Origin of the sequence: Paenibacillus sp. PAMC 26794 (assembly GCF_000316035.1) — a bacterium.
Lineage (GTDB): Bacteria > Bacillota > Bacilli > Paenibacillales > Paenibacillaceae > Paenibacillus.
Map to the genome: position 1 here is coordinate 144,926 of NZ_ANHX01000091.1, position 26,867 is coordinate 171,792.

Below are 26,867 nucleotides of genomic sequence, written 5' to 3' on the forward strand. Positions count from 1 at the left end.
TATACATGTTCAACTAAAAATTTACACGATAACGGAGAGGACAGAAAGAATTCGAAGAAGCGAAGCGTTCGCCTAAAAGCTTTCTGAAAGAAAGCTACATCGGAAGCATACGCTATCCCCAGATTTTACCCTTTAGAAAAGGGAATCAAAAAAATCTGGGGATAACAGCGATCGGAAGGTTATTCTGTCATCGTAGTGGTCTAGTGTGAATGTTCTCAGCTTGATCTTGTATAGCTACACCATTCAATTTGTTTAAGGAGTTGCACTCATCCATGGAACAGTTCAGATTACCCAAAATACCAATGCCGCCTGTAGCTTTGCCACAATCCATTCAGGCCGTGCTCGAAGAAGCCGAACAGAAACTAGCTCACAGGCCGAAGCTGCTTCAATTATTCAAAAACTGCTTCCCCAACACTATCGAAACAACAACCAAGTTGATGGAGGACGGTACGACTTTTGTTATCACGGGAGATATTCCGGCTTCCTGGCTGCGTGATTCCGTGGAGCAGGTGGTCCATTACATTCCGTTTGCAAAAGAAGACGAGGATCTGCAGCGCATTATTAGCGGGCTGATCAAACGTCATATCCAGTATGTTCACATCGATCCATATGCCAATGCCTTCAATGAGACTGCTAACGACTGGCATTGGAACACTACGGACGAGACCGAGATGTCACCTTGGGTGTGGGAACGCAAATTTGAGATTGACTCATTATGTTTTGTTGTACGTTTGGCGTATTTATATTGGAAGGAAACCGAACTGACTGACATTTTCGATTCAAGCTTCAAAGCAGCGATGCGTAAAATCGTGGACCTGTTCAAAGTCGAACAGCATCACATGGAACAATCTCCATATCGCTTCACTCGCAATAACGGTATCCCAACAGATTCCCTGCGCAATCACGGAAAAGGTATGCCAGTCAACTACACGGGTATGATCTGGTCCGGCTTCCGTTCCAGTGATGATGCGTGTGATTTCCACTACAACATTCCAGGCAACATGTTCGCGGTTGTAGCTCTGCGCCAAATGCAGGAGTTTGCCGAGTGGGTGTTCCGGGATATGGAACTTTTGCAGGAATTGAAGGATCTGGAGCAGGACGTGGATCACGGCATTCAGCTGTACGGGATTTATCGTCATCCGGAATTTGGACCGATCTATGCGTACGAGACGGACGGTTATGGCAACCACTGTCTCATGGACGATGCGGGTACACCAGGACTCATGTCCATTCCATATCTGGGTTACGTCACAGCGGATGATCCGATCTACCAGAATACGCGCCGCTTCGCTCTGAGCAAAGAGAACCCGTTCTATTATGAGGGCAAGGTTGCCAAAGGGATCGGTAGCCCGCACACACCACCGGATTACATCTGGCATATGGGCTTATCCATGCAGGGACTGACGGCGCAGTCTGCCGAGGAGAAACTAGAGATTATCCGCATGCTCGAAGCGACAGATGCAGATACAGGTTATATGCATGAAGGCTTCCACGCTGATGATCCAACGATTTTTACACGAAAATGGTTTGCATGGTCTAACAGTCTGTTCTCCCAGTTGGTCTATAAATCCATGAAGGATGGCCTGCTATGAGCATCCAGCCTAATGATAAAAAGCTGATTATCTTCGCTGATCTTACGTTTCCAATGGAGGGTGCTTCTCCAACTCATGAGGCCCTGAATACATGGAAAGCAGTCGAAGAGATCACCGTTGTAAACGCCGAAGAACTCGCAGAGACTTTGAAGACTACAGCAGGTGAAGGATGTCTCGTGAATCTGCATGCACCCTATTTCCCCAAGTCCGCCTGGACGGAGATTGCAGCTTACCTGCATCAGGGCGGAAGCCTGATCAGTGTGGGGGGTGCGCCCTTCAAACGTCCGGTTCGATATGAAAATGGGGCATGGGTTGTAGAGTCCGAGCAGACCGCGTATCACCAGGAACTCTATATTCATGAGGCGTTGAACGTATCTTCTGCCAATGTGCAATCCTACACTTCTTCGGAACAGATCCCGCTTCTTGCTGGTAAAGAGGGACTTTTCGAAATTTCAGATACATGGAATCTGGTTCCACATACAACCAAAACAAGTGATCTGCCCCACCAGATGGGGTCATCCGGCCCCATGAGTACGCAGATTTATCCATTACTTCGTGGCATGAGCAAGGACGGACGCAGTGTCGCCGCTCCGGTCGTTCTGTGGGAAAACTCCCGCGCGACTTTCGTAGGTTCACGCTGGATGTTTGTGCATCTGCCGCTGACCACCTCATTCTGGACGCAGGATGGTGCTGACGAGATTGTGAAGTGGGCGCAATTCTGTGCGCAAGGTGTAACTGAGTTATCCCTGAAAACGAATTATGCTTCGTATGAGCCAGATGAGCGGGCTGTACTCACACTTCAAGGTCAGATTTTAAAGCGAGCGGGCAACAGGCGTACAGCGTCTGAACTGTGGACGTTTGACATAACGGTCGAGCATGAAGATCGCACAAGTGGCACGACGGAGAAGGTATGGAGCCATCGACTGGAGATGGAACTTTCCGGTGAGCAGCGTTTCGAACGTATACTTCTCCCGGTTTCCATTGAAAGTGGGCTGTATCGGATCGTATGCCACGCGCAGGCACCTGACGGGGAAGTTCGGACCTTGCGTCAAGGCTTCTGGGGACAGGATGCTGCACTGCTGGCAGAAGGGGAACTGATTACCCGCAGCAGGGACTATTTTGTAAAAGACGGACGTCCTCTCCCAGTTGTGGGCATGACCTACATGACCTCCGATGTGGCACGGAAATTTCTGTTTCTGCCGAATGCGGATGTTTGGGATCGAGACATGGCCCAGATGGCAAAAGCAGGAATCAACTGGATTCGGACGGGAATCTGGACCGCCTATCGCAACATGATGCAGGTGGACGGACATATGGCAGAGGATGTGCTTCGTGCCATTGATGCATTTATTTTAACGGCGAAGCGTCACGGCTTACAGGTCACGTTCACTTTCTTCTCCTTTACACCGGAGACATGGGAAGGCACGAATCCGTATCTGGACCCGCAGAGTGTCGAGGCACAGAAACGTTTCATCCGCAGCATCGTAAGTCGTCACACGCACACAACCCATGTGGACTGGGATCTGATTAACGAGCCATCGATGTTTGATCCAGTACGTATCTTCTCAGCTGGCCCACGCTCGGCGAGGGATTCGTATGAACAGCAGGCTTATATCACTTGGCTTGAGCAGCGGCATCAGACGATTGAGGCCTTGCAGGAGGCATGGAACATGTCACCGAAGCAGCTTCCGAACTTTGCAGCCGCGGTGATCCCGGAGGCGGAAGAGATTAATTTTGATGTACAGGACATGCACAAGGCCAAAAAAGGAACACGCTGGCTCGATTACTGTCTCTTCTCCATGGAGATGCACAATGGTTGGGCGAGAGAGCTTGTAGGTACGATCAAGGATCTAGTTCCCGATCATCTGGTTACCGTGGGACAGGACGAAGCCCTTGGTGCACAGCGTCCTTCACCATTCTTCTATGAACGTGAAGTGGATTATACAACCGTGCATTCCTGGTGGTTGAATGATGATCTGATCTGGGATGGCATTTTCGCCAAAACGCCACACAAACCGAACCTCATTCAGGAGACGGGCATCATGTATGTGGAAACCCCGGATGGACGAGCCAAACGTACCGAAGAAGAGCTTCGTGGCATTCTCGAACGCAAGTACGCCTATGCTTTCTCGACAGGCGGCGCAGGAGCGGTGCAATGGATCTGGAACACCAACTTCTATATGGATAATGCCAATGAGTCTCATATCGGAGCCCTGCGTGCAGATGGTACGGAGAAGCCGGAGGCGGATGTATCTTATGATTTTGGCCGATTCATGCATGGCATTCGTGATCTCTTTGAAGACCGCGAGCTGGAGGATATTGCAGTGGTGTTCCCGTATTCCAATGACTTTTCCAACCGTGCCCTGGCCTATGATGCCACAACGAAGCTGACTCGTGTGATGTCCTATGATCTGAAACTGCCGTTCCGTGCGTTATCCGAATATCATCTGGAAGCACTGGAACAGCAGCCACCGAAGCTGATTATCGTGCCGAGTCCGCATAATATGGACAGCGATGCACTGCATCAATTGCTCACGTTTGCAGAGAAGGAAGGCACGACCCTGCTTATTACTGGACCACTGGGGCTGGATGCGTACTGGAAGGCAAGTGACCGGGTCGATCATATCGTAGGCAAACGCAGTCTGGGTAACGTGCAGCGGGAAGAACTGCTGAATATTAATGGCGTGAATCACCGGGTGACCTATGGACGGCGTCGTATCGCCGAGGTGGCGAAGGAGACTTTGCTTCACAGGGATAATGGTACAGCAGATGAAGTAACCGTATTGCCTTTGGGTAAAGGGAAATTAATCTGGACTCCACTGCCGCTCGAGTTAAATGGACGGGACGAGCCACTTGCTGAATTATATCGTTATGCAACCGAGATTTCGGGCATCGAACAGGAGTTGGAATGGATATCTGGCGGGGATATCGCAGGAATCTACGGGCGGAAGCTGAGTTTTCCACAAGGAAATCTGTATGTATTTGTATCGGAGTTTGCCTTGAACCATGAAGTTCACGTGAGAGATCAACGTACAGGTGTATCGTACTCGTTCCAATTGGAGAAAAATCGTTCAGTGCTGTTTGCCACAGATGCTTCTGGAAAGCTGACTGCGGTGTATCGCCCTGATGAAGTTGAGATTGTACAACAAGATGAAAGAGGTGGGATAACACGATGACCAAGTCGAAGAGAGCACATATTATTTCGCATACCCACTGGGATCGGGAATGGTACTTGCCGTATGAGAAGCATCATATGCGGCTCATTCAGCTCGTTGATTCATTGTTGGATCAGCTTGATGAGGGATCAGACTATAAAAGCTTTTATTTGGATGGACAAACGATTATCATCGATGATTATCTTCAGGTTCGCCCTGAGCAGAAGGAACGACTGGAGAAACATATCCGTAATGGGCGTATTGTGATTGGACCATGGTACATTTTGCAGGATGCCTTTCTGACGAGCGGAGAAGCCAACGTGCGTAACATGCAGGTCGGACATAAGGACGCCAAGCGTTACGGCACACCTTCGAAAATTGGTTATTTTCCCGATACATTTGGATTGGTCGGACAGACCCCGCAGCTGATGCAACAATCAGGCATTGATAATGTGTTCTTTGGTCGTGGTGTGAAGCCGACAGGCTTCAACAATACGGTATCGGATGCCGGATATGAATCGAGCTTCTCGGAGCTGATGTGGGAAGGGCCAGACGGATCAAAAGTGCTCGGCGTATTGTTTGCCAACTGGTACTCCAACGGAAATGAAGTTCCAGTAGACGAGGAATCGGCCCGCAAGTTCTGGGAAACCAAGCTTGCAGACGCTGAAAAATATGCATCAACGAATGAGTTGTTGTACATGAACGGATGTGATCACCAACCAATTCAGCGGGATCTGCCAGAAGCCATCCATATGGCTGAGCAATTATATCCCGACATTGAGTTCGTTCACTCGAACTTTCCGGACTATCTGACCGCCCTCAGAGCATCGGCTGAACATGAGCTGTCCACGGTCAAAGGCGAACTGCGCAGCCAACGTACCGATGGCTGGGGAACTCTGGTAAACACGGCCTCGGCTCGTGTGTATCTGAAACAGATGAACCAGCTGGGCCAGACCATGCTGGAAAAAGTGGCTGAACCCCTGGCATCCTATGCCTATCTGCTTGGGCATGCCTATCCACATGATCAACTGACGTATGCCTGGAAAACGCTGATGCAGAATCACCCGCATGACAGCATCTGTGGATGCAGTGTGGACGAGGTGCATCGCGAGATGGTGATGCGATTTGATAAGAGCCGTCATGTGGCAGAGTCTTTGATTGAGGAGAGCACCAGTCAGATTGCCACCGCCGTGGATACCTCCATCTTTGCACGTTATGGAGAGCAGGCTCGACCTGTTGTCGTATTTAATACAACGGGTTGGGAACGCAGCGGTGTGGTTCAGATGGAATTGGACGCGGCTCGGTTGTATTTCCGGGAAGGATATTCGCTGGAAGAGATGGCGACGCAGATGAAAGCCGTTGACCTGTCAGATCGCATACTGGTAGATGAAGAGGGTAACCTCATTCCATGTACCGTGGAGGATCTGGGTCTGCAATTTGGCTATGATCTGCCGGATGATCGTTTCCGCCAGCCGTATAGTTGTCGGCGAGTACGTATTCGTTTTGAAACAGAAAATGTAGCTGCATTTGGACTAAAAACCTATGCATTGGTCAACTTTGTGGACGATGCTAAGAGTGGCACTCCGTCGAAAACGACTACGCTGTTGCGTGGTGAACGTGGTATGGAAAATCAATATTTGATCGTCACGATTGCAGACAATGGTTCATTCACACTCACAGATAAACGAACAGGCCGGACTTACAAAGATCTTGGCGTGTACGAAAATGTGGGCGATATCGGTAATGAATATATGTTCAAGCAACCAGAGAACGAAGTGGCATTGACAACGCAAGCGCTTCAGGCTGAGATTCGGGTTCTTGAGGATACATCGTACTCTGCCTCGTTCAAAGTGATTCATCATTGGGAAATACCGGAGTCGGCGGATGAGATGCTGGATCAGGAACAGCGAGAACTGATTTATTATCCACACCGCAAAGCCCAACGTTCAACTAAAATGATTCCCCTCCAGATCCGCACGGTTGTATCACTTAGTCGTAGTGGAAAAGGCGTCCAATTGGAAACAACCTTCAACAATCAGGCGAAGGATCATCGGGTGCGTACCCTTTTCCCAACGGATCTCGTATCTGGGGTTCATCATGTGGATTCCATGTTCGAAATTGCAACGCGTGAAAACACACCTGCACCGGAGTGGCAAAATCCAAGCAATACACAGCATCAACAGAATTTTGTGGATGTGAGTGAAAAGGACGCCGGATTGGTCGTTGCCAATCTGGGTCTGAATGAATATGAAGTCCTTCAGGATGGACGCAATACCATCGCGGTTACGTTGCTTCGTGCTGTGGGCGAGCTGGGAGACTGGGGCTTGTTCCCGACACCGGAAGCACAATGCCTTGGTGAACATACATTTAAGATCGAGATCATTCCCCACGATGGCAATGGTGCAGCATCAGGTGCATATATCGAGGCCTATCAGTTCCAGGTTCCTTGGACGCTGGCACAAACCGAACTACACCCGGGTTATCTGACACCTAGCAACACACCGTTTGCATGGCAAGGAGACGGCTTGGCTTTTTCTTCACTCAAGGTGAATGAAGATTCCGGTGATGTGATGCTCCGCTGGTTCAATATGACCACCGACTCTGCCACGTTGAATCTTGCTGCATCACAAGCGAATCCGCAGCCATTCGAAACGGCATACAAGAGCAACATCCTGGAGGAAGAGGGCGAAAAACTTCATTCCCACAACATAGAAGAGGCGTCGACATTATCATTTGCCAGCAAGGAATGGAACATACAGACAGGTTCATGCGAGATCGTTACTGTCGGCTTGCGCCGCTGATAAAAGTTGTTTAAAGAGTCGCAAAACAGACCTTTGAACACACACTAAAAGGTACAGGACTGCAAGTGTACTATAAACTAGGCATTACGTACGGTGGTGGAAGGGTTACGCTATTTACCAGATCTATGAGTTGAGTTATTGGTTGTTTTTCTATAGAATGAACAGTAGAATTGCAAATGATCGAAAGTTCCTATGCCATCAAGATGGTCATGGGCACACTTCAATTGCTCATTCTATATTGAAACATTAAGGGGGCTTGAAGCCATGGAATCCTTGGGAGGACTGCTTCAGCAGCTGAACCCTGCCTTTCGTGAGCAATCGCGGCGGATTGCGGCGGAATTGATGGAAAATCCGTACGTACGCGAATTCCGCGCAGGTCATCCTGAACTGCAAGATGCACAGCTCATGACCGATCTGAGCAAGCTGTTTCAGTACGCCAAAGACTCTAAGAACTGTGCGAATTGTCCGGGACTCGACAACTGTCCTAACGATTTTCAGGGCCACTTTTGCAAACTGGAAGTAGAACATTTTAACGGTAAACCCGAAATCATAGATATAAAAGCACCTTGTTCCAAACATATCGCCCGGCAAAATGAACATATCATTAAGCAACGCATTCGCAGTTTCTATGTGGACGAGCGTGCGCTCAGTGCCGGATACAACGATGTGGAGATTATGGGCAAGGATCGCATGCGTGCTCCGGCAGTGAATCAGGTGCTGCGGTATATTAGCGAGACCAAGGAGAACGGATTGTCTCCGCAAGGACTGTTTCTGGAAGGAACATTCGGGACAGGCAAGACGTTTCTGATGTGTTATCTGCTGCATGAATTGGCGGTTGCAGGCCACACGGGTGTCATTATCTATATGCCTGACTTTGTGGAGGATCTGAAATCGATGATCAGTGAAGGAAACAAGCTGAAGGAAATGACGGATATTCTAAAAAGCTGTGATCTGCTCATCTTTGATGATATCGGGGCAGAGAATCTGAACCCATGGGTTCGGGATCATGTGATGGGGTCCATTCTGAACTATCGGATGAATCGCAAACCAACGTTCTATACGTCCAATTATAGTCTGGATGGGCTGGAGAAACATCTTAGCTTTACCAACCGGGACGGCGAGGAAATGAATAAAGGCCAGCGTCTCATGGATCGGATTCGTCCATTTGTGGATGTCATCTCCGTTCGGGGTGAGAATCAGCGCGGCAAGCGTTGACCCGATCGATCTATATGAACGAAATGGTTCTGGACAAGGTTAATCTTCAAATTATCGGTGGAGCTTTTGATTTAGAAGCTGAGCTGATTGCAATCAAAAGCTAAAGTAGTCCCAAAAAAAGCCTGGCTTTCGCATTGTCGCGAAAACCGGGCTTTTCTGGTCCTGCGTGAGCCTGGAAGCATCCTATTCGGTGAGGAATTTGAAGATAACCATACCGAAAAAGATCACTGTCATCAGGCCGGCCATGCCGGCAACACCCGCGATCAGATCAAACAGATCGTTGCGGGGTTCCTCGTTCACATGTTCACGCGGGTCGCTGATCCGCACATTTGCATCCATGTTATTGCCTCCTTATGGGGAATACAGCTTGCCCGTATGGGGGCTGAAACCCGGAGTAATTTTAGTATACTTGGAAAAGAAAGCGTTTGTAAAGATTTTGAAGTTAGTATGCCACATCCTGTAATTGTGAAGATTTGATGTTGGGAAGATGAACATTGCAGCGTTCAATTCACAAGTTTGACGTACCTGTGTTATACTGGAAGTGTCGTTCACGACGTTACAGGTTAAAATAAAACCGTAAGTATATATAAGGAGGACAATTTCATGGCTATTGTTAACGTATCCGATCAATCCTTCAACGCTGAAGTAGAAGGCGAAGGAACGGTTCTTGTTGATTTCTGGGCGCCTTGGTGTGGTCCTTGTAAAATGCTCGCTCCAATCCTGGAAGAGCTGTCCACAGAAGTTGGCGATGCAGTGAAAATTGCTAAAGTTAACGTGGATGAAAATCCGGAATCTGCTTCCCGCTTTGGCGTTATGAGCATTCCAACTTTGATCTTCTTCAAAGACGGTCAACCGGTAGATAAAGTGGTTGGTCTGAACTCGAAAGATGCGCTCAAAGGAATTATCGCAAAACACCAATAATTTACAGGCTTACACATACGCCTCCGGTTTACATGCCGGGGGCGTTTTGCGTCGAATACCTTTATATAGGACAATATAAAGTATACTATTTATATAAAATGAAACTGGAAATTTACATGATAACGGAGAGGACAGAAATGAGCTGTAGAAGCGAAGCGTTCGCCTTTATCACCGGATTTTCCCCTTTAAAAAAGGGGATCGAAAAAATCTGGGGATAACAGCGATCAAAAGGTCATTCTGTCATCGGAGTATCTCATGTAAGGTGAGGATTTCAGCTTTCTTCGGGAAGGAGGATTCACCGAATTATGGATCAATTCATGAATAATTTGCAGGATCAGGAGAAGGCATTGGAGCAGATTCGTCACAAGCTCGCTTTGCTGCCAGACATGTCTGGTTGTTACCTGATGAAGAACAGTGAAGGCACCATTATCTATGTAGGTAAGGCTAAAGTGCTGAAGAACCGCGTACGCTCTTATTTTATCGGCAGTCATAACGGAAAGACACAGCGTCTGGTGTCCGAAATCCGTGACTTCGAATATATTGTGACGGGCAGTAATATGGAAGCACTTATTCTGGAGTGTAACCTGATCAAGAAACATATGCCACGGTACAACGTGTTGCTTAAGGATGACAAGACATTCCCATATCTTAAAATTACAAATGAAAAGCACCCTCGGTTGGAAGTTACCCGGCGCGTGCTGAAAGATAAAGCCAAATACTTCGGACCTTATCCGAACTCGTATGCGGCACACCAAACGAAAAAACTACTCGATCGCATGTATCCACTGCGCAAGTGTGGTGTAATGCCCAAAGAAGTGTGCCTGTATTATCACATGGGACAGTGTCTTGCGCCTTGTGTGAAGGAAGTGGAGAAGGAACAGTACGACCAAATTTCACAAGAAATTGGTTCATTTCTGAGCGGTGGTCACGAAGAGATCAAGAAGGATTTGCAGCGTAAGATGCAAGAGGCTGCGGAGGATCTTTATTTTGAACGTGCCAAGGAATTACGCGATCAGGTGATCGCCATCGATGCGATGATGGAAAAACAGAAAATTACGATGGCCGATGCCAGAGACCGTGATGTATTTGGTTTTGCCATTGATAAAGGCTGGATGTGTGTCCAGATTCTATATATGCGTCAGGGGAAAATGATTGAACGTCACGTATCAACCTTCCCGTTTTACGGTGAGGCATACAGTGACTTTATGTCGTATGTTACGCAGTATTACAGCGATAATCCGGCATTGCCACAAGAAATTTTGTTACCGGAAATGCCCAAGGATCTTGCAACAGATAACGACAGTTTGGATACGGGTTCTGATGCTGATGGAGCGATGGTACCTGCCGCAGTTACGGTGGAGTTCGATCAGGCGGGACAAGTAGAGCATAGTAACGCTTCCCAACCACTGGTTGCTGAGACTCGTGCAGCTTACGGAGGTTCCACTGAGGCAGAAGGTGAACAACCTGACAGTATGCAAGAGGATGCTCCAATAACGGATACAACTGATTCAACTGAAAAGCTTCCATCAGGACTGGAAGACCCAACTCAGGTTGCTGCTGCTTTACAAGAGTGGTTGGAGATCAAAGTGCTCATCCCGCAACGTGGGTTGAAACGCCAGATGATTACGATGGCCGTGGACAACGCACGTGTGGCATTGGAAGAGAAGTTCCGCCTAATTGAGCGAAATGAAGAACGTACATCCAAAGCTGCCGAAGGACTGGGACGTTTTATTGGACTGGATCAGCTTCACCGTATTGAAGCGTTTGATAACTCGAACATTCAGGGTACAAACCCGGTATCTGCCATGATCGTATTTACCGATGGTAAACCGGATAAGAAGGAATATCGGAAGTACAAGGTCCGTTCGGTGGAAGGGCCGGATGATTATGAAACGATGAGAGAGGTCATCCGTCGCCGTTACGAGCGGGTATTAAAAGAAAACCTGACCCAGCCTGACCTGATTGTGGTTGATGGTGGTAAAGGACAGATCTCGGCTGCGGTCGATATTTTGGAAAATGAACTGGGGCTGTTTATTCCGGTATGTGGTCTGGTGAAGGATGCGAAGCATAAAACTTCGCAGTTGATGATCGGTAATCCACCGGAAGTCATCTCCCTGCCTCGGGATAGTCAGGAATTCTACCTGTTGCAGCGGATACAGGAAGAGGTCCACCGTTTTGCGATCTCGTTCCACCGGGAACAGCGTGGCAAATCGATGGTGACGTCACGTTTGGATGCCATTCCGGGTATTGGAGAGAAGCGCCGTAAACTGCTGTTGAAGCATTTTGGCTCTTTGCGCAAAATAAAAGAGGCCAGCGTCGAAGACTTCCGGCCTCTATCTATTGGTGACAAACTGGCAAATCAGATTATTGCAGCACTTCGTGATGAGGAGTCGTAACATACGGCTTCTCTTTTTGTTTTGGATTGAATTTGTATACTACATATCCAACGATGGCCGGCAGTACAATCCAGAAGAGTCCGGCAGCCATATTCAGGGCATCGCCCATAAAGACCAAGCTGAGTCCCATCAACAAGCTGTCGAAGATCACATGCGCGAATACAACGGCAATGAAGCCGTGACGCAGCATGATCAGACTGAACAGCAATCCAATCACCATCAGCTCAATGGGACGGGTGATTACTGGATAGATCGGATACAATGTGTGTCCAAGTGCCCAAATGATGGTTGGGATCAGACAGGCAATAAACGTGTTACGCACAATCTTCTGCATCATACGAATGCCGAACAGTCGATAGACAGTTTCTTCACCAATACCGGCCATCCAGGCCATGATCGGGAAGATCCAGGCATAGGTCATATTAAATGTAGATTGATCTGCTGACGTCGTTGACCATGTGCCGATGCTTCGCTCCAGAATGAAGAACAGGATGGATTGCACACCCAGTAGAATGAATGCCCACAGGTAACCAGCGTACATGCTGTGAAGTACATATTTTCCATATCCCGGTTCCTTGGCACGAGGCCATGGGTTCAGACCTATTTTGCGCCACATGCCGTCACCAGCAACAAGGGACAGATAGATGGTTGCACTCATGACCAGTGTAATTCCCGCCTGCATTAACATCAGGAACGCTAACATGAAGCTGGAGAGCCCTTGTGCCTGAAAGAGTGGAATCATGTTCAGCGTACCAATTACCGAAGCTGCGAAATACACCAGCGAGAGAATGATCCCGCGTTTGAAAGACGTATGTGCTCGGGTCAGAATGCTATAGATGATTGCCAGCACGCCCAGAACAAAGGTCAGGAATGCATAACCGCCATAAGTCATCCAATTGGCTTGGCGCGTTTGATCTTTCACATAATCGGTATGGGATTCCGGGACCGAGAAGCCAGGATCGAACGATCGTACCGCACCATCTTCAAACGTAAAATTCAGTTCAAGCTTGGAGTCTCCGATGGCTTTTGCAGAATCTGTATACTTCAGTCCCGCTTCACCATCGCGAGTATCCAGTTGAAGTATCGGCACTTCATAACCGTATTCGGTTAGAACGCCAGCCGCCAGCCGTTCCTTCTCGTCCAGGGGCATATTGCCTTCGGCAAGCACTTGCGATGTGGTCGCTTTCCCGGTGCTTTGCTCCGCCTCAATCGCAGTATAGAGGGAAGAAGGCAGTTCCCGTTTGAATCCGACCACTTTTCCTGTTTTCATATGTACGTCAACATTAAGATAACCGCCCTTGTCCTGATCAGGCAAACGAACGCGGAATACATCGTAAGGATAGCTTGTTTCCCATTTTTGGTTATAGGTATCAAGTTGTTTGGTTTTGGCCATATACCCGTAGATATCGGAATGTGTCTGGTAGGTTACCAGGGTTTTTTCATCATCATTTGGCAGTGTATAGTCATTCACAGAAGCTGCGAATGATCGTGCGGATTGCTTCGCCTGCTCCTTGGTTATGAAGGACGTGGACGGAATTTCTGTCGTTTGCGATGAGGTAGCAGGAAAGATCTGAAATACAAAAAATAGAATCAGGCCAATCGCCGCAAGCAACCCCAGAAGCTTGAAGTTAGCCTTGAGTTGCAAAGGTTGCCCTAAGGGATTCATGTAATGGTGTTCCTCCTTTATTAATATGGATATTAAAGTTAACATAGCACAGGCCAAGCACCGAATGCCAATGATGTAACGGAAACAGGTGTAAATCCTTGAAAATGAATGAAAAGGACCGAAAGAATCTGATCCATCCGTCGCCATATCTGAGTTCTTCCCTTTTTGGCTGAATTCGATCCGATTTACACAAAAAACGTTTTGTCTACAAACGTCGCAGCGCTTATAATTTTGAAGCAAATGTGCAACGATTCGCATGTCTTTCGCCCAACAAGGGAACGAATAGGATATATTCCAACTTCATTATATATGTCATTTTAATCTGAATCATACTTGTTTAACGTTTGGCAACAGCATTTCAAATGAAGAAGGCTCCACGGGTGTGGAGTTATTTTCATTTTAGAAGAGGTGGAAGATACTCAAGTGAAACTGAATGTGCAATGGATGCGATTATCGCCACCCCGTATTCTTGTGTTAGGGTTTGCAGGCATCATATTGGTAGGCACACTGCTGTTAATGCTTCCGGCATCCAACCGTAACGGTGACAGTCTTGCATTTATTGATGCGCTCTTTACAGCAACTTCGGCTGTTTGTGTCACCGGTTTGGTTGTGGTGGATACAGGGACTCATTTTTCCGTGCTGGGTCAGGTTGTGATCGCGATTCTGATTCAAATTGGTGGACTCGGCTTCATGACGATGTCTACGTTGGTTGCCATAGCTTTCAAACGGCGGATCTCGCTTAGGGAGCGGTTGATTCTACAGGAAGCGATGAATCAGAGCACGATGGAGGGCATCGTCCGGCTAATTCGGAAAGTTGTGATCTACTCACTCATGATCGAAGGCATATGTGGCACACTGTTTGCCATCCGCTGGTCGTTCGACATGCCAGTAGGACAGGCGATCTATTATGGCTATTGGCATGCGATCTCCATGTTCAACAATGCGGGCTTTGATATGTTTGGGGATTTCCGCAGTCTGACCGGTTATGTGTATGACCCGTTGGTTAATTTTACAGCAATGTTCCTGATTGTTTCTGGCGGTATCGGTTTTGTGGTGCTTTCAGACCTGGTGGATTACCGCAAAACGCGGAAGCTGTCTCTGCACTCCAAAGTTGTACTGTTAATGACTGGATTGTTAATTGTGTTTGGTGCACTTGTCATTTTCGTATTTGAATTCAGCAATCCGCGGACACTGGGTGGCCTGAACTGGGGTGGCAAAATTCTCGGTTCATTCTTCCAGTCCGTTACGCCGCGAACAGCAGGAGCCAATACGGTAGATATTGCCGGACTCAGACAGGCAACACAGTTCTTTATGATCATTCTGATGTTTATTGGTGCTTCGCCGGGTTCTACCGGAGGCGGGATCAAAACAACGACATTTATGATTATGGCTGGCGCGGTCATCGCCATGATGCGTGGACGTGAAGATATCGTATTTTTCCGCTACCGGCTCGTACAGGAACGGATTTTCAAGGCACTTACCATTACATTGCTGGCGCTCTTGTTCATCATAGCCGTAACGATGGCGCTGAGCACCACGGAAGAAGCCAGTTTTATGATGATCTTATTTGAAACGACATCGGCCTTTGGTACCGTGGGATTATCGCTCGGACTAACGCTGAAGCTGACTACATTGGGCAAGCTCCTGATCTGTTTTACGATGTTTGCAGGAAGGCTTGGACCGATCACATTAGCGTATGCACTTGGGCAGAAAAAGGGTAAAGAGTTATACAGGTATCCGGAAGGCAAAATGATTATTGGATAAATCTATTTTTAGTGAGTTATGAAATTGATTTGGATAAGGGGTTCGTGAAGAACAATGAAAACACAGCAGTTTGCGGTGATTGGGCTTGGGCGGTTTGGCTCCAGTCTGGCACAGGAATTAATGGAACTCGGCTACGAGGTGCTCGGGATTGATAAAAATGAAGAGGTCGTCGAAGACATAAGTGAACTGGTAACCCATGCCGTTGTAGCTGATGCCACAGATGAGGAAGTGCTGCGCTCTCTGGGTATTCGAAATTTCGATTGTTGCATCGTAGCCATCGGGGATGATATCCAGACAAGCATTCTCACCGCGATTCTGTTAAAAGAGCTGGGCGTCAAGACGGTCGTGGCCAAGGCCATATCCGTCCTTCACGGACGAGCATTGGATAAACTGGGGATCGATCGTGTCGTTTATCCTGAGCGGGATATGGGCATTCGGGTTGCCCACCAGCTGGTTACCCCGAACTTGCTGGATTACATTGAATTATCCAATGATTACAGTATTGTCGAGATGAAGGTTCCCGCCTGTCTGCACAACAAAACCCTTTCAACCCTGAATGCACGCGTACGTTTTGGTTGCAGCATTGTCGCGTTACAGAAGGAAGCCGGGGTCATTATTGCTCCGACAGCACTGGACTCGCTCCAAATGGGGGATATTATGGTCATTATTGGTAATAATGCAGATATCGACCGATTTGAAGAAGAGGTTATCAGCCAAGAGAGCTGATAATTAAGATGAGTTAAATATGGAAGCCAGGCGTTAGAGCCTGGCTGATTCAGATCAAAGCTACTGCGTTGTAGTCCTCCGTGAGGGCAATGGCGCCTTAGCTGTAAAGAGTGCAGCTGTCTCCTTGACCCATTGTCTGGAGGTCTCGCTGAGGTCCTCTTTTTCCCCATAGATCATACAGGTTGTTCTGCGGGTCTGCTGTAATTGAGGCAAATGAACAGAAACAAGATCATTGTCCGCGAGCAATTGTGGACGAAGATATGACTTGGGCAATAGAGCAGCAGCTTTGGCGGAAGGCAGAAGTCGGATGATCGCTTCAAAGGAATCAATTTCCATGCGAATATCCGGCATCACGGCACAGCGCTGGAAGAGATCGTCCGTTAATTTGCGGTACCAGGTGCCTTTGGAGAATGTGATCATCGGCAGATCCTGCAAATGCTCCATCCCGGCTTCCTTACCGGACAAGGGGTGTGTAAGCGGCACAACCAGTTCCAGGTGATCGTCAAAGAGCGGCACACAGTTAAGCCCCACTTCGCTGATGGAGGAGGCGACAATGCCCACATCGGCTTTTTTGTCACGCACAAACGAGACAATCTCATGTGTTTTGCCCGTCAACAATTTCAGTTCGGCATTCGGATGTTTCTCCATAAAGGCATTGACGAGAGGTGGTAACGTAGTTTGAAGCGTCGTCAGGCTGGCCCCGAGTGTAATCGTGCTCTGTTCTTCATCCTTATACTGGGCGAGCATGGTCAGGAACTTCTGTTGCTGCTGCTTCTGTTCTACAGCGAAGGTATAGGCGAACTGGCCCACACTGGTTAACTCCAGCCGTTTGCCACGGCGGTGGAACAGGGCAACCCCGAGTTCATCCTCCAATTTGGCGATTTTACGTGAGAGCGCGGGTTGGGACAGATTCAGTAACTTGGATGCACGGTTCAGGCTGGATTGCTCCACGACCACTGCAAATGCATTTAACTCCTCGAACATGAACAACGACCTCTTTTCCATGAGTGATGAGTGTGATTCTTGCCCTTGCTTAATCGTTTTCCATGTTATATGGCCTGTAAACCCAATGTTTCACTGCTTATACCTATAGGTTATAACATTTAATAATTATATTGCAATTCCCTTATAAGAAAAAATGGAGTAACATGAACCGTGACACAAGTTGTTCACACCTGGGGAAAACGGAACAATTTGTCGAACCTTTTCATGGAAAAGGATTCGTGTCATGATAAGTGAAATTATTTATGAAAACGTTGTATTTAGCGAAAGGGGATCGACATTTTATGAAAGGGTTTTACTCCAGAAAGCTGCACTCCTTGCTTGGCGTCATTCCGCTCAGTTTGTTTTTTGTTGAGCATTTGGTGACGAACTTCACGGCAGTTGAAGGCGGCAAAGAAGCTTTTTACGGTGCCGTTGCATTTCTGAACGGTTTGCCTCTTGTTATTGTGATCGAAGCATTACTTATCTGGCTGCCGTTGTTCTATCACGGTGTTTATGGTCTTTACATTGCCTATCAGGCCAAGCCTAACGTTGGGCGTTACGGTAATGAGCGCAACTGGCGCTACACGTTACAGAGGGTAAGCGGTATTATTACGTTTGTATTCGTCATCTGGCACGTATGGGAGACGCGAGTACAGATTGCGTTGGGTAATGTATCCCATGAAGAGATTGGCGGCGTTATACATGATGCGGTGACGAATCCGATAACCTTTGCGATATATATGATCAGTGTGGTTGCGGCGTCATATCACTTTGCCAATGGTCTGTGGTCGTTCCTCGTTAGCTGGGGAATTACAGTTGGTCCGCGTGCGCAGCGTGTATCCTCTTACGTATGTATGAGCTTGTTCGCTATTATTTCCATCATGTTTATTGCTTCACTATTTGCTTTCCGGAGCATTGATTTCCAGACAGCTACTTCGATGATTGACGCAGTAAAAACAGTTCTAATTTAAGCATTTAGTGTATAAATGCTGACTTATAAGGGAGTGAACAGCAATGGCATCAACGAATGTAATTATTGTGGGCGGCGGTCTCGCGGGATTGATGGCGGCGATCAAATCGGCTGAAGCCGGAGTCCATGTTCATTTATTTTCACTGGTTCCTGTTAAACGATCCCACTCTGTATGCGCACAAGGCGGCATTAACGGAGCGGTGAATACCAAGGGTGAGGGTGACTCCCCATGGGTACACTTTGACGATACGGTATACGGCGGTGACTTCCTCGCGAACCAACCTCCTGTTAAAGCGATGTGCGAAGCAGCACCTGGCATCATTCACTTGATGGACCGTATGGGCGTAATGTTCAACCGGACACCGGAAGGTTTGCTTGATTTCCGTCGTTTCGGGGGAACGAAGCATCACCGTACGGCGTTTGCCGGAGCGACAACAGGGCAACAATTGCTCTATGCATTAGACGAGCAGGTACGTCGCTGGGAAGCAGCGGGCTTGGTTACGAAATATGAGAACTGGGAGTTCCTGCAGGCGGTTTTGGATGATGAAGGCGTATGTCGCGGGATTGTGGCTCAGGATCTGAAAACGATGAAGGTACAGACCTTCCCTGCAGAAGCGGTTATTCTGGCGAGCGGTGGTCCGGGGATCATCTTCGGTAAAACGACCAACTCGGTCATTAACACAGGTACAGCGGCAAGTGCGGTGTATCAACAAGGTGTAAATTACGCCAACGGGGAGTTCATTCAGATTCACCCAACAGCCATTCCAGGGGATGACAAGCTGCGTCTCATGTCTGAATCCGCGCGTGGTGAAGGTGGACGGATCTGGACGTACAAAGACGGAAAACCTTGGTACTTCCTTGAAGAAAAATATCCATCCTACGGTAACCTGGTTCCACGTGATATCGCGACTCGTGAAATCTTCAGCGTCTGCGTAGATATGGGTCTGGGTGTGAACGGCGAGAACATGGTTTATCTCGACCTGTCTCATAAAGATCCGAAGGAACTGGACGTTAAATTGGGCGGAATCATTGAGATCTATGAGAAGTTCATGGGTGATGACCCGCGTAAAATCCCAATGAAAATCTTCCCGGCAGTCCATTATTCCATGGGCGGTATGTGGGTAGATTATAACCAAATGACTAACATTCCGGGGCTGTTCGCAGCTGGTGAATGTGAATATCAATACCATGGTGCGAACCGTCTGGGTGCAAACTCACTGGTATCCGCGATCTATGGTGGTATGGTGGCTGGACCAAAAGCGGCTGAATATATCAAAGGACTTAAAAAATCGTCCGCAGATATCCCTTCTTCCTTATTCGAGAACCACACCAAACGCCAAAGCGATAAATACGAAGGCATCTTGAAAATGCAGGGCACGGAAAATGCCTATGTAATTCATAAAGAGCTTGGCGAGTGGATGACAGCCAACATGACGGTTGTGCGCTACAACGACAAGCTTGAAGCGACCATCGGCAAGATCAAGGAATTGAAAGAGCGTTACGGCAAAATCAACATGTATGACAGCTCCGGTTGGAATAACCCGAGCGCGGCGTTCACTCGCCAACTGTGGAACATGATTGAACTGGCAGAAGCAATGACACTGGGCGCACTGCTGCGTAACGAAAGCCGCGGCGCACATTACAAACCAGATTTCACGGAACGTAATGACGAAGAGTTCTTGAAAACGACTATCGCAAGCTGGTCGAAAGAAGGCCCGAAAATCTCGTACGAGCCAGTAGACGTATCCTTGATCCCACCACGTATCCGGGATTACTCCAAGGATTAAGAAGTACCACACTATTCATGTAATGAATAGTTAAACACCTGAACGGAGAGGCAGGAGAACTTTGGAGAAGCAAAGCTTCTTCAAAGTTACTGCCATCAACGTGATGGAGTGAAGGTTCTCAGCAAAGGTACTCTGTGTGCACAAAGCAGCAGAGGAAGCCAAAATACCTGTTCATAAGCAAGCAACGCATTGGCAAAGCTTGCATATTTAAAATTACCGCAATCCAGAATGAATGGAGTGCAGTTTCCAGCAAAGTGACCCTGCGTGCACGACGTAGCGGAGGAAGCGGAAATGCCCAGAAGAAGCGAAGCGCTCGCCTTTATCACCGGATTTTAACCCTGGAAAGGGTTGATCAAAAAAATCCGGGGATAACAGCGATCAGAGGGGCATTCCGCTGACGAAGCGTCTCCCGTGCACCAAAACATTTTGCGCATCAGCAATACAATCATCGTCAACAGAGGAGGGGACTACGATATGGCGGAACAAGCTACAGCCAACAAAACCGTCAAGTTTATCATCACCCGTCAGGATACCCCGGAGTCATCTTCGTACAACGAAGAATTTGAGCTTCCGTACCGTCCCAACATGAATGTGATCAGCGCCCTGATGGAGATTCAGCGGAACCCGGTCAATACAGATGGCAAATCCATTGCTCCCGTGTGCTGGGATTCCAACTGTCTCGAAGAAGTCTGTGGTGCCTGCTCTATGGTCATCAACGGCAAGCCTCGTCAAGCATGTGCAGCCCTGATCGACAAGCTCGAACAGCCCGTTCGTATCGAACCGATGAAGACATTCCCGGTGGTTCGTGACCTGGTCATCGACCGTAGCCGGATGTTTAGCGCCCTGAAACGCGTAAAAGCATGGATTCCGATCGATGGTACCTATGATCTCGGTCCAGGTCCGCGGATGCCTGAGAAGAAGCGTCAGTGGGCATATGAGCTGTCCAAATGCATGACATGTGGAGTATGTCTGGAGGCATGCCCGAACGTCAATGAGAAAACAGACTTTATCGGTCCAGCAGCACTGTCCCAAGTGCGCCTGTTCAACGCTCACCCAACAGGGGAGATGAACGCCGACGATCGTCTGGAAGCGTTGATGGAAGATGGAGGCATTGAGGGCTGTGGTAACTCACAGAACTGCGTGCAATCCTGTCCCAAAGGCATTCCACTGACAACCTCCATTGCCGAAATGAACAAACAAACGACCAAGCATATGTTCAAACGCTGGTTGGGTGTATAATCTCGTCATAACTTGTGCAGAAGTATAATCTGCAACTTAGAAGAAGTCGTGATCCCGTGCAGCAACATGCCGGAGATCCCGGCTTCTTTTTGTAATGAAGCAGAGGAACCGGGCTACCCATGCAGAATATGATATACTAAGGGGATGGATTAAGAGCGTAGAAGGAGGGGGAGATATGGCAGAGACACCGCGTCAGGGTAGCAACAACTCGCCGTCCCAGCGCTGGCACAAAGCACCAAGTGCAGAAGAGTCTGTGTTTCCTGGGGAAGAAAAGGATCATGATCCCTCTCGCCGAAGTTTCTTATTGCGCATGGTTTTGATGACAGCGGGTGCCAGTTTGCTTACAGGAGGTTATGCCTGGTTATGGGAACCGCGTCGTCTGGAGATCAAGCAAGTGGAGCTGAAACTTCCGAAGTTTCCAAAGGCATTTGACGGTTTGCGTGTAGTTCAGTTCAGCGATGCCCATCTTGGTTTTCATACCGGGGTGAAAGAGCTGAAGAAGCTGGCAGCAACGATTGAGGAGCAGCAACCGGACTTGATTTGTTTTACCGGAGACATCGTCGAGAGGGAAGCAGAGCCGATGCGTGAATGTATTCCGGTACTCGCCTCCATGCAAGCGAAGTATGGGAAATTTGCTGTTTTGGGGAATCATGATTATCGGGGCGGACAGCAGAATGAAGTGACAACCATGTTCCGTGAAGCTGGATTCACTTTGTTACGGAACGAACATGTGGTGATTGAACAAGGGGGCGAACGTCTGGCCATAGCTGGTCTGGATGACGCACTTACAGGCAGGCCTGATCCTGCCCAAGCCATTAAGGGATTGGATCATGATGTGTGGAAATTGTTACTTATGCATGAACCGGATTATGCCGACATTGCCACTCCCTATGGTTTCGGATTACAACTTTCCGGTCATAGCCATGGTGGACAGGTACGTTTTCCCTGGATCGGGGCACTGACAACTCCGCGAGGTTCACACAAGTATGTTCAAGGGTTGTATTACACGGATGTCCAGGGGGTATATTACACCACCCAGGCACAGATGCCGGTGTATGTGAATCGTGGTTTTGGCATGACTCAACTGCCCATTCGTTTTCTGTGCAGACCAGAATTAACGGTGTTTGAGCTTAAAGGATTAACCACATAAAAGAATATAAGATGAATGTAAAACATAAAGGATTCAACATGAATGGAGGTTATCCAGATGGAAAGAATTGCGATTGTATCCGACATTCATGGCAACATGACTGCCTGGGAAGCAGTGTTAGGAGATATCCGAAGTCGTGGCGTGGAGCGAATCTTTTGTCTTGGTGACCTCGTGGGCAAGGGGCCAGAACCGGTACAGGTTGTGGATCAGGTGAGAGCGACGTGCGAACTTGTTATCCGTGGCAATTGGGATGAATTGGTTGCGGTTAACGAAGACAACGAGAACTTTACGTGGCAAGCAGAACGGTTGGGTGAGGAACGATTGGCGTACTTGGCGGGCCTACCCTTCAGTCATCAATTTCAACTGAGCGGTCGCACCATCCGTCTGGTCCATGCTTCACCTCAAAGTGTATACCATCGTGTACAGCCGTGGGACGCGATGGAAAAGAGGTTGGCAATGTTTGATCCTCCGGCTGATGAGTCTGAGCAAGGTGTTGCAGATGTTGTAGGTTATGGGGATGTGCATAACGCATACTTGCAGTATATGAACGGCAAGTTACTGTTTAATGCAGGCAGTGTTGGTAATCCGCTCGATCTTCCCCAGGCTTCCTACTGTATTCTGGAGGGTGAAGACTGCAACGATAACAACACCCCGTTCAATGTTCAATTTGTGCGGGTGCCTTATGATATTGAGCGAGAAGTACAGGTTGCACAGTCGGCGAATGTTCCTGCATTGGATTTCTATATTCGTGAGATTCGTACGGGTATCTATCGCGGGTTGCAGGAGTAGTCAGCATCTGGGCCTTTTAGCGTGAGGAATTGAATGATGCAATATATTAATACTAAAATGCGAATACTAAAGTTCGTGGATCAGTTCAAATGGTATTACGCCGGATCATCATCAGAGCATGCTTGTCTTACCGGACTAGAGCCCGTTTAGGCAAAAGGAGCGATTGTCATGCTTACCCGAAAAATGCTGGTTCAAGGTCTGCCGGCTTTGTGGACAGAACGTCTTGTCCTGCGATCATTACGTCAAAGTGATTACAGCACATTATCGGAACTCTTTTCCGATCCTCAAGTCATACGATATGTGAATAGGGGAAGCCAGCCCACGCCAATCAGGGCGAGACGGTTATTGAACCAGATACGGAGCAGTAGTTCCAAGCTGGATTCGTTACATTATGGGATCTGCTGGAGAGGCAAGGAACAGGTCATTGGGATCACCTCGTTCCAGCACTGGAATGATCAGAATGGTACCGCACAGATTGGTTATATCCTAAACAGGTCCTGTTGGGGCAGGGGTGTGGCTACCGAGGCGGTACAGCGGCTGCTGCAGTTTGGATTTGACGATCTTCATCTGTGGAGGGTGGAGGCACGTTGTTATGAGGCCAATGTATCTTCACAACGGGTGTTAAGCAAAATAGGGATGTCCTATGAGCGGAGTCTTCCCTCGTTCGGACTGCATGATGAGGATGACGAGGGATCAGAATCCCTGATGGATGTTAAAGTGTACAGTATGTCTCGGGAACAATACGTCAGACCGCTTCAGGAAAAAGATCTGCAAACCCTGGTATCTGACAAGCCGCAATGACATAGAGTAAGAGTAGTCAAACGTGAATGAATCGAAATTCAATCATTTGTTACACAATTGAAATATAGCTGCAATTGAACTCTAACAGACAGGGGGTAAACTTATCTCATGACCCCCTTTTTGATAATAGATAATGTTGTTGGGACCCGCGCGAGCGGGTTCATTTTTTTTGCCTAAAAACCCTCACGTTGCATTTCAGCATCCGTGAGGGTTATTTGTGTTTGCTCTATTTTACAGTGGTACAACCTGCATCTGTTTCTGCTTGAAGTATACCCAGTCGGTGAATCCGATCTCCTTGAGACGTGTACGAACGTCATCCAGCTCGTCTGCAACCCGCTGTGGTTTATGAGCATCCGATCCAAATGTCACCTTCACTCCATAATGATGGGCACGTTCCAGAATGGCATCCGAGGGATACCAGCCACCGCTGAGTTTGGTTTTGCCAGATGTGTTAATTTCGATCGCTACGTTGGATTCTGCAATGACCTGCAACGTTTTATCAATGGCCTGATCAGCGATAATTTCGGAGAAAGGTGGATAGTTTCCTTTCATCGCATCAATGTGTCCAAGAATCTGGAACATACCGCTGCGAGCCGATTCCCGGATTAATGAATAATAGCTTTCTTTCACTTCAACTTTGCGAGCATTGCTTAGTCCGTTCCACCGGGTTTTGTTGAAGATACTCACATCCTCGGTATGATGAACTGAACCGATAATATAGTCAAAAGGATACTGTCCCAGTGTGGTACGGTACAATTCTGCATGAGCAGGGAAGTAGTCGGATTCAATGCCGAGCAGCACATCGATTTTACCAGCGTACTCTTCTTTCAAAGCAAGGACTTCTTCCACATAATGCTGCAATTCAGACTTACCCATTGCGATCCGGGGAAATGCCTGCTCAAGCTCACTGCCAAAGTATGGCGTATGATCCGAGATACCGATGGCCTGAAGTCCTGCCTTAATACCTGCCTCTATATAATCGCGGATGTTGCCGTCTGCGTGACCACAACGAAAATGATGTGTATGAAGATCGAATTTCATATGGAATCCTTCCTTTCTCATGGCTCATTGTCATTCTGAACTGATGAATTGGGTTTCCGGCATGCCTTTGAGATCACTTATGAATTGCTGCATCGCTGAGTTAAGGTATCGACTGGACTTATAGATGACACCAACAGGGTGACTGACCTCCAGCTCACTTAAGGGTATCATTCGTAATGTACCTTGACGCAACTCATGCGCAACAGATTGTTTGGAGATGACAGCTGCCCCGAGATCAATCTCGACCATCCGTTTCACTTCTTCGCTGCTCGACAACTCCATTACAATATTAGGTTCAATATTATGTTTCTTAAAGATGGTTTCCGTAAACCGTCGTCCGACTGTATCAGGGGACAGCAGAATCAATGGTGTACTCCGGAGCACATCCACTGCAGCATGTTTTTTCTTCGCCAGCGGATGGGAAGGAGATACCACGAGTTCAAATGTGTCATAGTACAGCACAGATGTATTCAGGTTGGGATTACGCTCTGTGAGATAACCGATACCAATATCAACCAGACCATTTTCGACCTGGGTATAGATCTGTGATGAAGGAAGGGATTGGATACTGGTTTTGATCAGCGGGAATTGATCTTGGAAATAGGATAACACCCTTGGCAAGATCTGAATAGCAATGGAAGTTGTTGTGCCTAACACGATACGTCCCTGAGGCGTTTCATCGAGATCGGACAATTTTTGTTTCAACTCATCAACGATATCGAGCATCCGTTCAGCGTGCTCCAGAAATACCTGTCCACGGTCTGTAAGGGTAACGGGTTGGTTACGATCCACAAGAACGGTGTTGAATTCGTCCTCCAGACTTTTGATCTGGGCCGAGACGGCAGGCTGAGTCAGGTTTAGAAGTTCACCCGCTTTGCGGAAGCTCATCGTTTTGGAAATGGTAATTAGTGTCTCCAGTTGGCTTATGTTCATAGGTGACCTCCTTGCAGGCAAAGTATCTTGATTATGTAGTGTTTGGTGCGATGTAATCCCGTAACTGGTTATTGTTCCGTTATCTTAAATTATAGGTGATTCAGGACAGCAGAGCAATGAAGGTAATTGTCAGGATCAAAAGTAGTTCAAGAGACTGTGAAAAAACGCGAATACAAGAATTTGATTTTTTTAACAGTTGTGAGAAAGCAGTAATAAAGTCCTAAATGCCTTTTGCCACGCATGATGATCGAAATGCTTTCTTCAAAAGAAGTGAAAAGCTCTATATATTCGCTAGAATCAGCTATAAACATTTGCCCCACGGATGACGATAAATTATAGTACACATGATTTAACGAATTCTTAATGAATTCTTGTACGTGATAAAGTATAATAAATTTAATGAATATGGGACTTTTGGTGTGTGACCAATAACCCAGTGTGAGGGGGACATAGACAGTGAAAGCGGAAGTGATTAATCCTTTCCTGGAATCGGCACGGAACGTATTCGAACAGCTCATCCAGGTTTCGCCTTCCACCGGGAGTCTTGGCGTGAAGAATGTAGAGTACATTGCAGACCATGTCTGGATCGTGATCGGAATGACCGGACAACTTAGCGGAAACATTGTATTTGGAATCAATGAACAAGTTGCATTGAAAATTGTATCTGCGATGATGGGCGGTTTTGTCATTACAGAAATGGATGAAATGAGCAAAAGTGCGATTTCGGAACTGGGTAATATGATCAGTGGTAATGCCAGCACCATCCTGTCGAACCAGGGTGTTATGGTCGATATTACACCTCCACAAGTGATGAAGTCCGAATATCTGACTACATTTAGTGCAACGAAAGCACTGAGCATTCCTTTGCTGATGGACGGCATTGGTGAGATGGATATTCAGGTCATGATCTCGTAGAATAGAGCCATACGCCTCAAGA

20 protein-coding genes are annotated in these 26,867 nt (G+C 47.7%); 15 read left to right on the forward strand and 5 right to left on the reverse strand.

Features of this window, described 5'->3' with window-relative positions; all coding sequences use genetic code 11:
* Positions 1-272: 272 nt before the first annotated feature.
* The 4 genes from D829_RS0129135 (at position 273) to dnaI (ending at position 8,763) form a co-directional block, all read left to right on the forward strand.
* Positions 273-1,592 carry a glycoside hydrolase family 125 protein gene (locus D829_RS0129135; RefSeq protein WP_017692445.1) on the forward strand — a complete coding sequence of 440 codons (1,320 nt, stop codon included), beginning with the start codon at positions 273-275 and terminating at the stop codon, positions 1,590-1,592.
* Between the two features lie 53 nt (positions 1,593-1,645).
* Entirely contained in the window at positions 1,646-4,768 is a 3,123-nt protein-coding gene (locus D829_RS0129140) for a beta-galactosidase (protein WP_085981474.1), read from the forward strand.
* The gene (locus tag D829_RS0129145) at positions 4,765-7,548 is read left to right on the forward strand and encodes an alpha-mannosidase (protein WP_017692447.1); all 2,784 of its coding nucleotides are present in this window, start codon (positions 4,765-4,767) and stop codon (positions 7,546-7,548) included. Before D829_RS0129140 ends, D829_RS0129145 begins: the two co-directional genes overlap by 4 nt.
* A gap of 264 nt (positions 7,549-7,812) precedes the next feature.
* Positions 7,813-8,763: a primosomal protein DnaI gene (gene dnaI / locus D829_RS0129150; protein ID WP_017692448.1), complete on the forward strand. Its 951-nt coding sequence runs from the start codon at positions 7,813-7,815 to the stop codon at positions 8,761-8,763.
* A gap of 183 nt (positions 8,764-8,946) precedes the next feature.
* Here dnaI and D829_RS33265 read toward each other — a convergent pair whose 3' ends face one another.
* Complete coding sequence (locus D829_RS33265; protein ID WP_017692450.1) at positions 8,947-9,102, reverse strand: hypothetical protein; 156 nt, start codon at positions 9,100-9,102, stop codon at positions 8,947-8,949.
* Between the two features lie 264 nt (positions 9,103-9,366).
* On the opposite strand from D829_RS33265, the gene trxA reads away from it, so the two are divergent.
* Positions 9,367-9,684 carry a thioredoxin gene (gene trxA / locus D829_RS0129165; protein WP_017692451.1) on the forward strand — a complete coding sequence of 106 codons (318 nt, stop codon included), beginning with the start codon at positions 9,367-9,369 and terminating at the stop codon, positions 9,682-9,684.
* A gap of 305 nt (positions 9,685-9,989) precedes the next feature.
* Positions 9,990-12,080: an excinuclease ABC subunit UvrC gene (gene uvrC, locus D829_RS0129170; RefSeq protein WP_017692452.1), complete on the forward strand. Its 2,091-nt coding sequence runs from the start codon at positions 9,990-9,992 to the stop codon at positions 12,078-12,080.
* On the opposite strand, the gene D829_RS0129175 is transcribed toward uvrC, so the two are convergent.
* The gene (locus tag D829_RS0129175; protein WP_017692453.1) at positions 12,049-13,746 is read right to left on the reverse strand and encodes a type II CAAX endopeptidase family protein; all 1,698 of its coding nucleotides are present in this window, start codon (positions 13,744-13,746) and stop codon (positions 12,049-12,051) included. The genes uvrC and D829_RS0129175 overlap by 32 nt on opposite strands.
* A gap of 423 nt (positions 13,747-14,169) precedes the next feature.
* Here D829_RS0129175 and D829_RS0129180 point away from each other — a divergent pair, with 423 nt between their 5' ends.
* Both D829_RS0129180 and D829_RS0129185 read left to right on the forward strand, forming a co-directional pair.
* Complete coding sequence (locus D829_RS0129180) at positions 14,170-15,510, forward strand: TrkH family potassium uptake protein (RefSeq protein ID WP_017692454.1); 1,341 nt, start codon at positions 14,170-14,172, stop codon at positions 15,508-15,510.
* Positions 15,511-15,564: 54 nt separating this feature from the next.
* Positions 15,565-16,236: a TrkA family potassium uptake protein gene (locus D829_RS0129185; RefSeq protein WP_017692455.1), complete on the forward strand. Its 672-nt coding sequence runs from the start codon at positions 15,565-15,567 to the stop codon at positions 16,234-16,236.
* 60 nt (positions 16,237-16,296) lie between these two features.
* Here D829_RS0129185 and D829_RS0129190 read toward each other — a convergent pair whose 3' ends face one another.
* Positions 16,297-17,220, reverse strand: a complete 924-nt coding sequence (locus tag D829_RS0129190) for a LysR family transcriptional regulator (RefSeq protein ID WP_017692456.1) — start codon at positions 17,218-17,220, stop codon at positions 16,297-16,299.
* Between the two features lie 302 nt (positions 17,221-17,522).
* Between D829_RS0129190 and D829_RS0129195 the strand changes: the two genes are divergently transcribed.
* From D829_RS0129195 to D829_RS32155, 6 genes are all read left to right on the forward strand, one after another.
* On the forward strand, positions 17,523-18,191 hold the full coding sequence (locus D829_RS0129195) for a succinate dehydrogenase cytochrome b558 subunit (RefSeq protein ID WP_017692457.1): 669 nt from the start codon (positions 17,523-17,525) through the stop codon (positions 18,189-18,191).
* A gap of 43 nt (positions 18,192-18,234) precedes the next feature.
* Positions 18,235-19,977 (forward strand): succinate dehydrogenase flavoprotein subunit, encoded by a 1,743-nt coding sequence (gene sdhA / locus D829_RS0129200; protein ID WP_017692458.1) that lies wholly within the window; start codon positions 18,235-18,237, stop codon positions 19,975-19,977.
* Positions 19,978-20,451: 474 nt separating this feature from the next.
* Positions 20,452-21,216 carry a succinate dehydrogenase iron-sulfur subunit gene (sdhB, locus tag D829_RS0129205; RefSeq protein ID WP_017692459.1) on the forward strand — a complete coding sequence of 255 codons (765 nt, stop codon included), beginning with the start codon at positions 20,452-20,454 and terminating at the stop codon, positions 21,214-21,216.
* Between the two features lie 175 nt (positions 21,217-21,391).
* Positions 21,392-22,366 carry a metallophosphoesterase gene (locus D829_RS0129210; RefSeq protein ID WP_017692460.1) on the forward strand — a complete coding sequence of 325 codons (975 nt, stop codon included), beginning with the start codon at positions 21,392-21,394 and terminating at the stop codon, positions 22,364-22,366.
* A gap of 57 nt (positions 22,367-22,423) precedes the next feature.
* Positions 22,424-23,155 (forward strand): metallophosphoesterase family protein, encoded by a 732-nt coding sequence (locus D829_RS0129215; protein WP_017692461.1) that lies wholly within the window; start codon positions 22,424-22,426, stop codon positions 23,153-23,155.
* A gap of 168 nt (positions 23,156-23,323) precedes the next feature.
* Positions 23,324-23,956 (forward strand): GNAT family N-acetyltransferase, encoded by a 633-nt coding sequence (locus D829_RS32155; protein WP_017692462.1) that lies wholly within the window; start codon positions 23,324-23,326, stop codon positions 23,954-23,956.
* Between the two features lie 231 nt (positions 23,957-24,187).
* Here the strand turns inward: D829_RS32155 and D829_RS0129225 are convergent, their stop codons facing one another.
* Both D829_RS0129225 and D829_RS0129230 read right to left on the reverse strand, forming a co-directional pair.
* A complete protein-coding gene (locus tag D829_RS0129225; RefSeq protein ID WP_017692463.1) occupies positions 24,188-24,997 on the reverse strand; it encodes a histidinol-phosphatase in 810 nt (269 codons plus the stop codon).
* A 30-nt stretch (positions 24,998-25,027) separates the two neighbouring features.
* A complete protein-coding gene (locus D829_RS0129230) occupies positions 25,028-25,930 on the reverse strand; it encodes a LysR family transcriptional regulator (protein ID WP_017692464.1) in 903 nt (300 codons plus the stop codon).
* 456 nt (positions 25,931-26,386) lie between these two features.
* On the opposite strand from D829_RS0129230, the gene D829_RS0129235 reads away from it, so the two are divergent.
* Entirely contained in the window at positions 26,387-26,845 is a 459-nt protein-coding gene (locus D829_RS0129235; protein ID WP_017692465.1) for a chemotaxis protein CheX, read from the forward strand.
* The last annotated feature ends 22 nt before the right edge of the window (positions 26,846-26,867 follow it).

Excerpts from the sequence above, each read along its gene's own strand:
- D829_RS0129230 (WP_017692464.1), bottom strand. The coding sequence starts at position 25,930 with ATGAACATAAGCCAACTGGAGACACTAATTACCATTTCCAAAACGATG.
- D829_RS33265 (WP_017692450.1), bottom strand. The coding sequence starts at position 9,102 with ATGGATGCAAATGTGCGGATCAGCGACCCGCGTGAACATGTGAACGAG.
- D829_RS0129190 (WP_017692456.1), bottom strand. The coding sequence starts at position 17,220 with ATGTTCGAGGAGTTAAATGCATTTGCAGTGGTCGTGGAGCAATCCAGC.
- dnaI (WP_017692448.1), top strand. The coding sequence starts at position 7,813 with ATGGAATCCTTGGGAGGACTGCTTCAGCAGCTGAACCCTGCCTTTCGT.
- trxA (WP_017692451.1), top strand. The coding sequence starts at position 9,367 with ATGGCTATTGTTAACGTATCCGATCAATCCTTCAACGCTGAAGTAGAA.
- D829_RS0129145 (WP_017692447.1), top strand. The coding sequence starts at position 4,765 with ATGACCAAGTCGAAGAGAGCACATATTATTTCGCATACCCACTGGGAT.
- uvrC (WP_017692452.1), top strand. The coding sequence starts at position 9,990 with ATGGATCAATTCATGAATAATTTGCAGGATCAGGAGAAGGCATTGGAG.
- D829_RS0129225 (WP_017692463.1), bottom strand. The coding sequence starts at position 24,997 with ATGAAATTCGATCTTCATACACATCATTTTCGTTGTGGTCACGCAGAC.
- D829_RS0129140 (WP_085981474.1), top strand. The coding sequence starts at position 1,646 with ATGGAGGGTGCTTCTCCAACTCATGAGGCCCTGAATACATGGAAAGCA.
- D829_RS0129135 (WP_017692445.1), top strand. The coding sequence starts at position 273 with ATGGAACAGTTCAGATTACCCAAAATACCAATGCCGCCTGTAGCTTTG.
- D829_RS0129210 (WP_017692460.1), top strand. The coding sequence starts at position 21,392 with ATGGCAGAGACACCGCGTCAGGGTAGCAACAACTCGCCGTCCCAGCGC.
- D829_RS32155 (WP_017692462.1), top strand. The coding sequence starts at position 23,324 with ATGCTTACCCGAAAAATGCTGGTTCAAGGTCTGCCGGCTTTGTGGACA.
- sdhB (WP_017692459.1), top strand. The coding sequence starts at position 20,452 with ATGGCGGAACAAGCTACAGCCAACAAAACCGTCAAGTTTATCATCACC.
- D829_RS0129195 (WP_017692457.1), top strand. The coding sequence starts at position 17,523 with ATGAAAGGGTTTTACTCCAGAAAGCTGCACTCCTTGCTTGGCGTCATT.
- D829_RS0129215 (WP_017692461.1), top strand. The coding sequence starts at position 22,424 with ATGGAAAGAATTGCGATTGTATCCGACATTCATGGCAACATGACTGCC.
- D829_RS0129175 (WP_017692453.1), bottom strand. The coding sequence starts at position 13,746 with ATGAATCCCTTAGGGCAACCTTTGCAACTCAAGGCTAACTTCAAGCTT.
- sdhA (WP_017692458.1), top strand. The coding sequence starts at position 18,235 with ATGGCATCAACGAATGTAATTATTGTGGGCGGCGGTCTCGCGGGATTG.
- D829_RS0129185 (WP_017692455.1), top strand. The coding sequence starts at position 15,565 with ATGAAAACACAGCAGTTTGCGGTGATTGGGCTTGGGCGGTTTGGCTCC.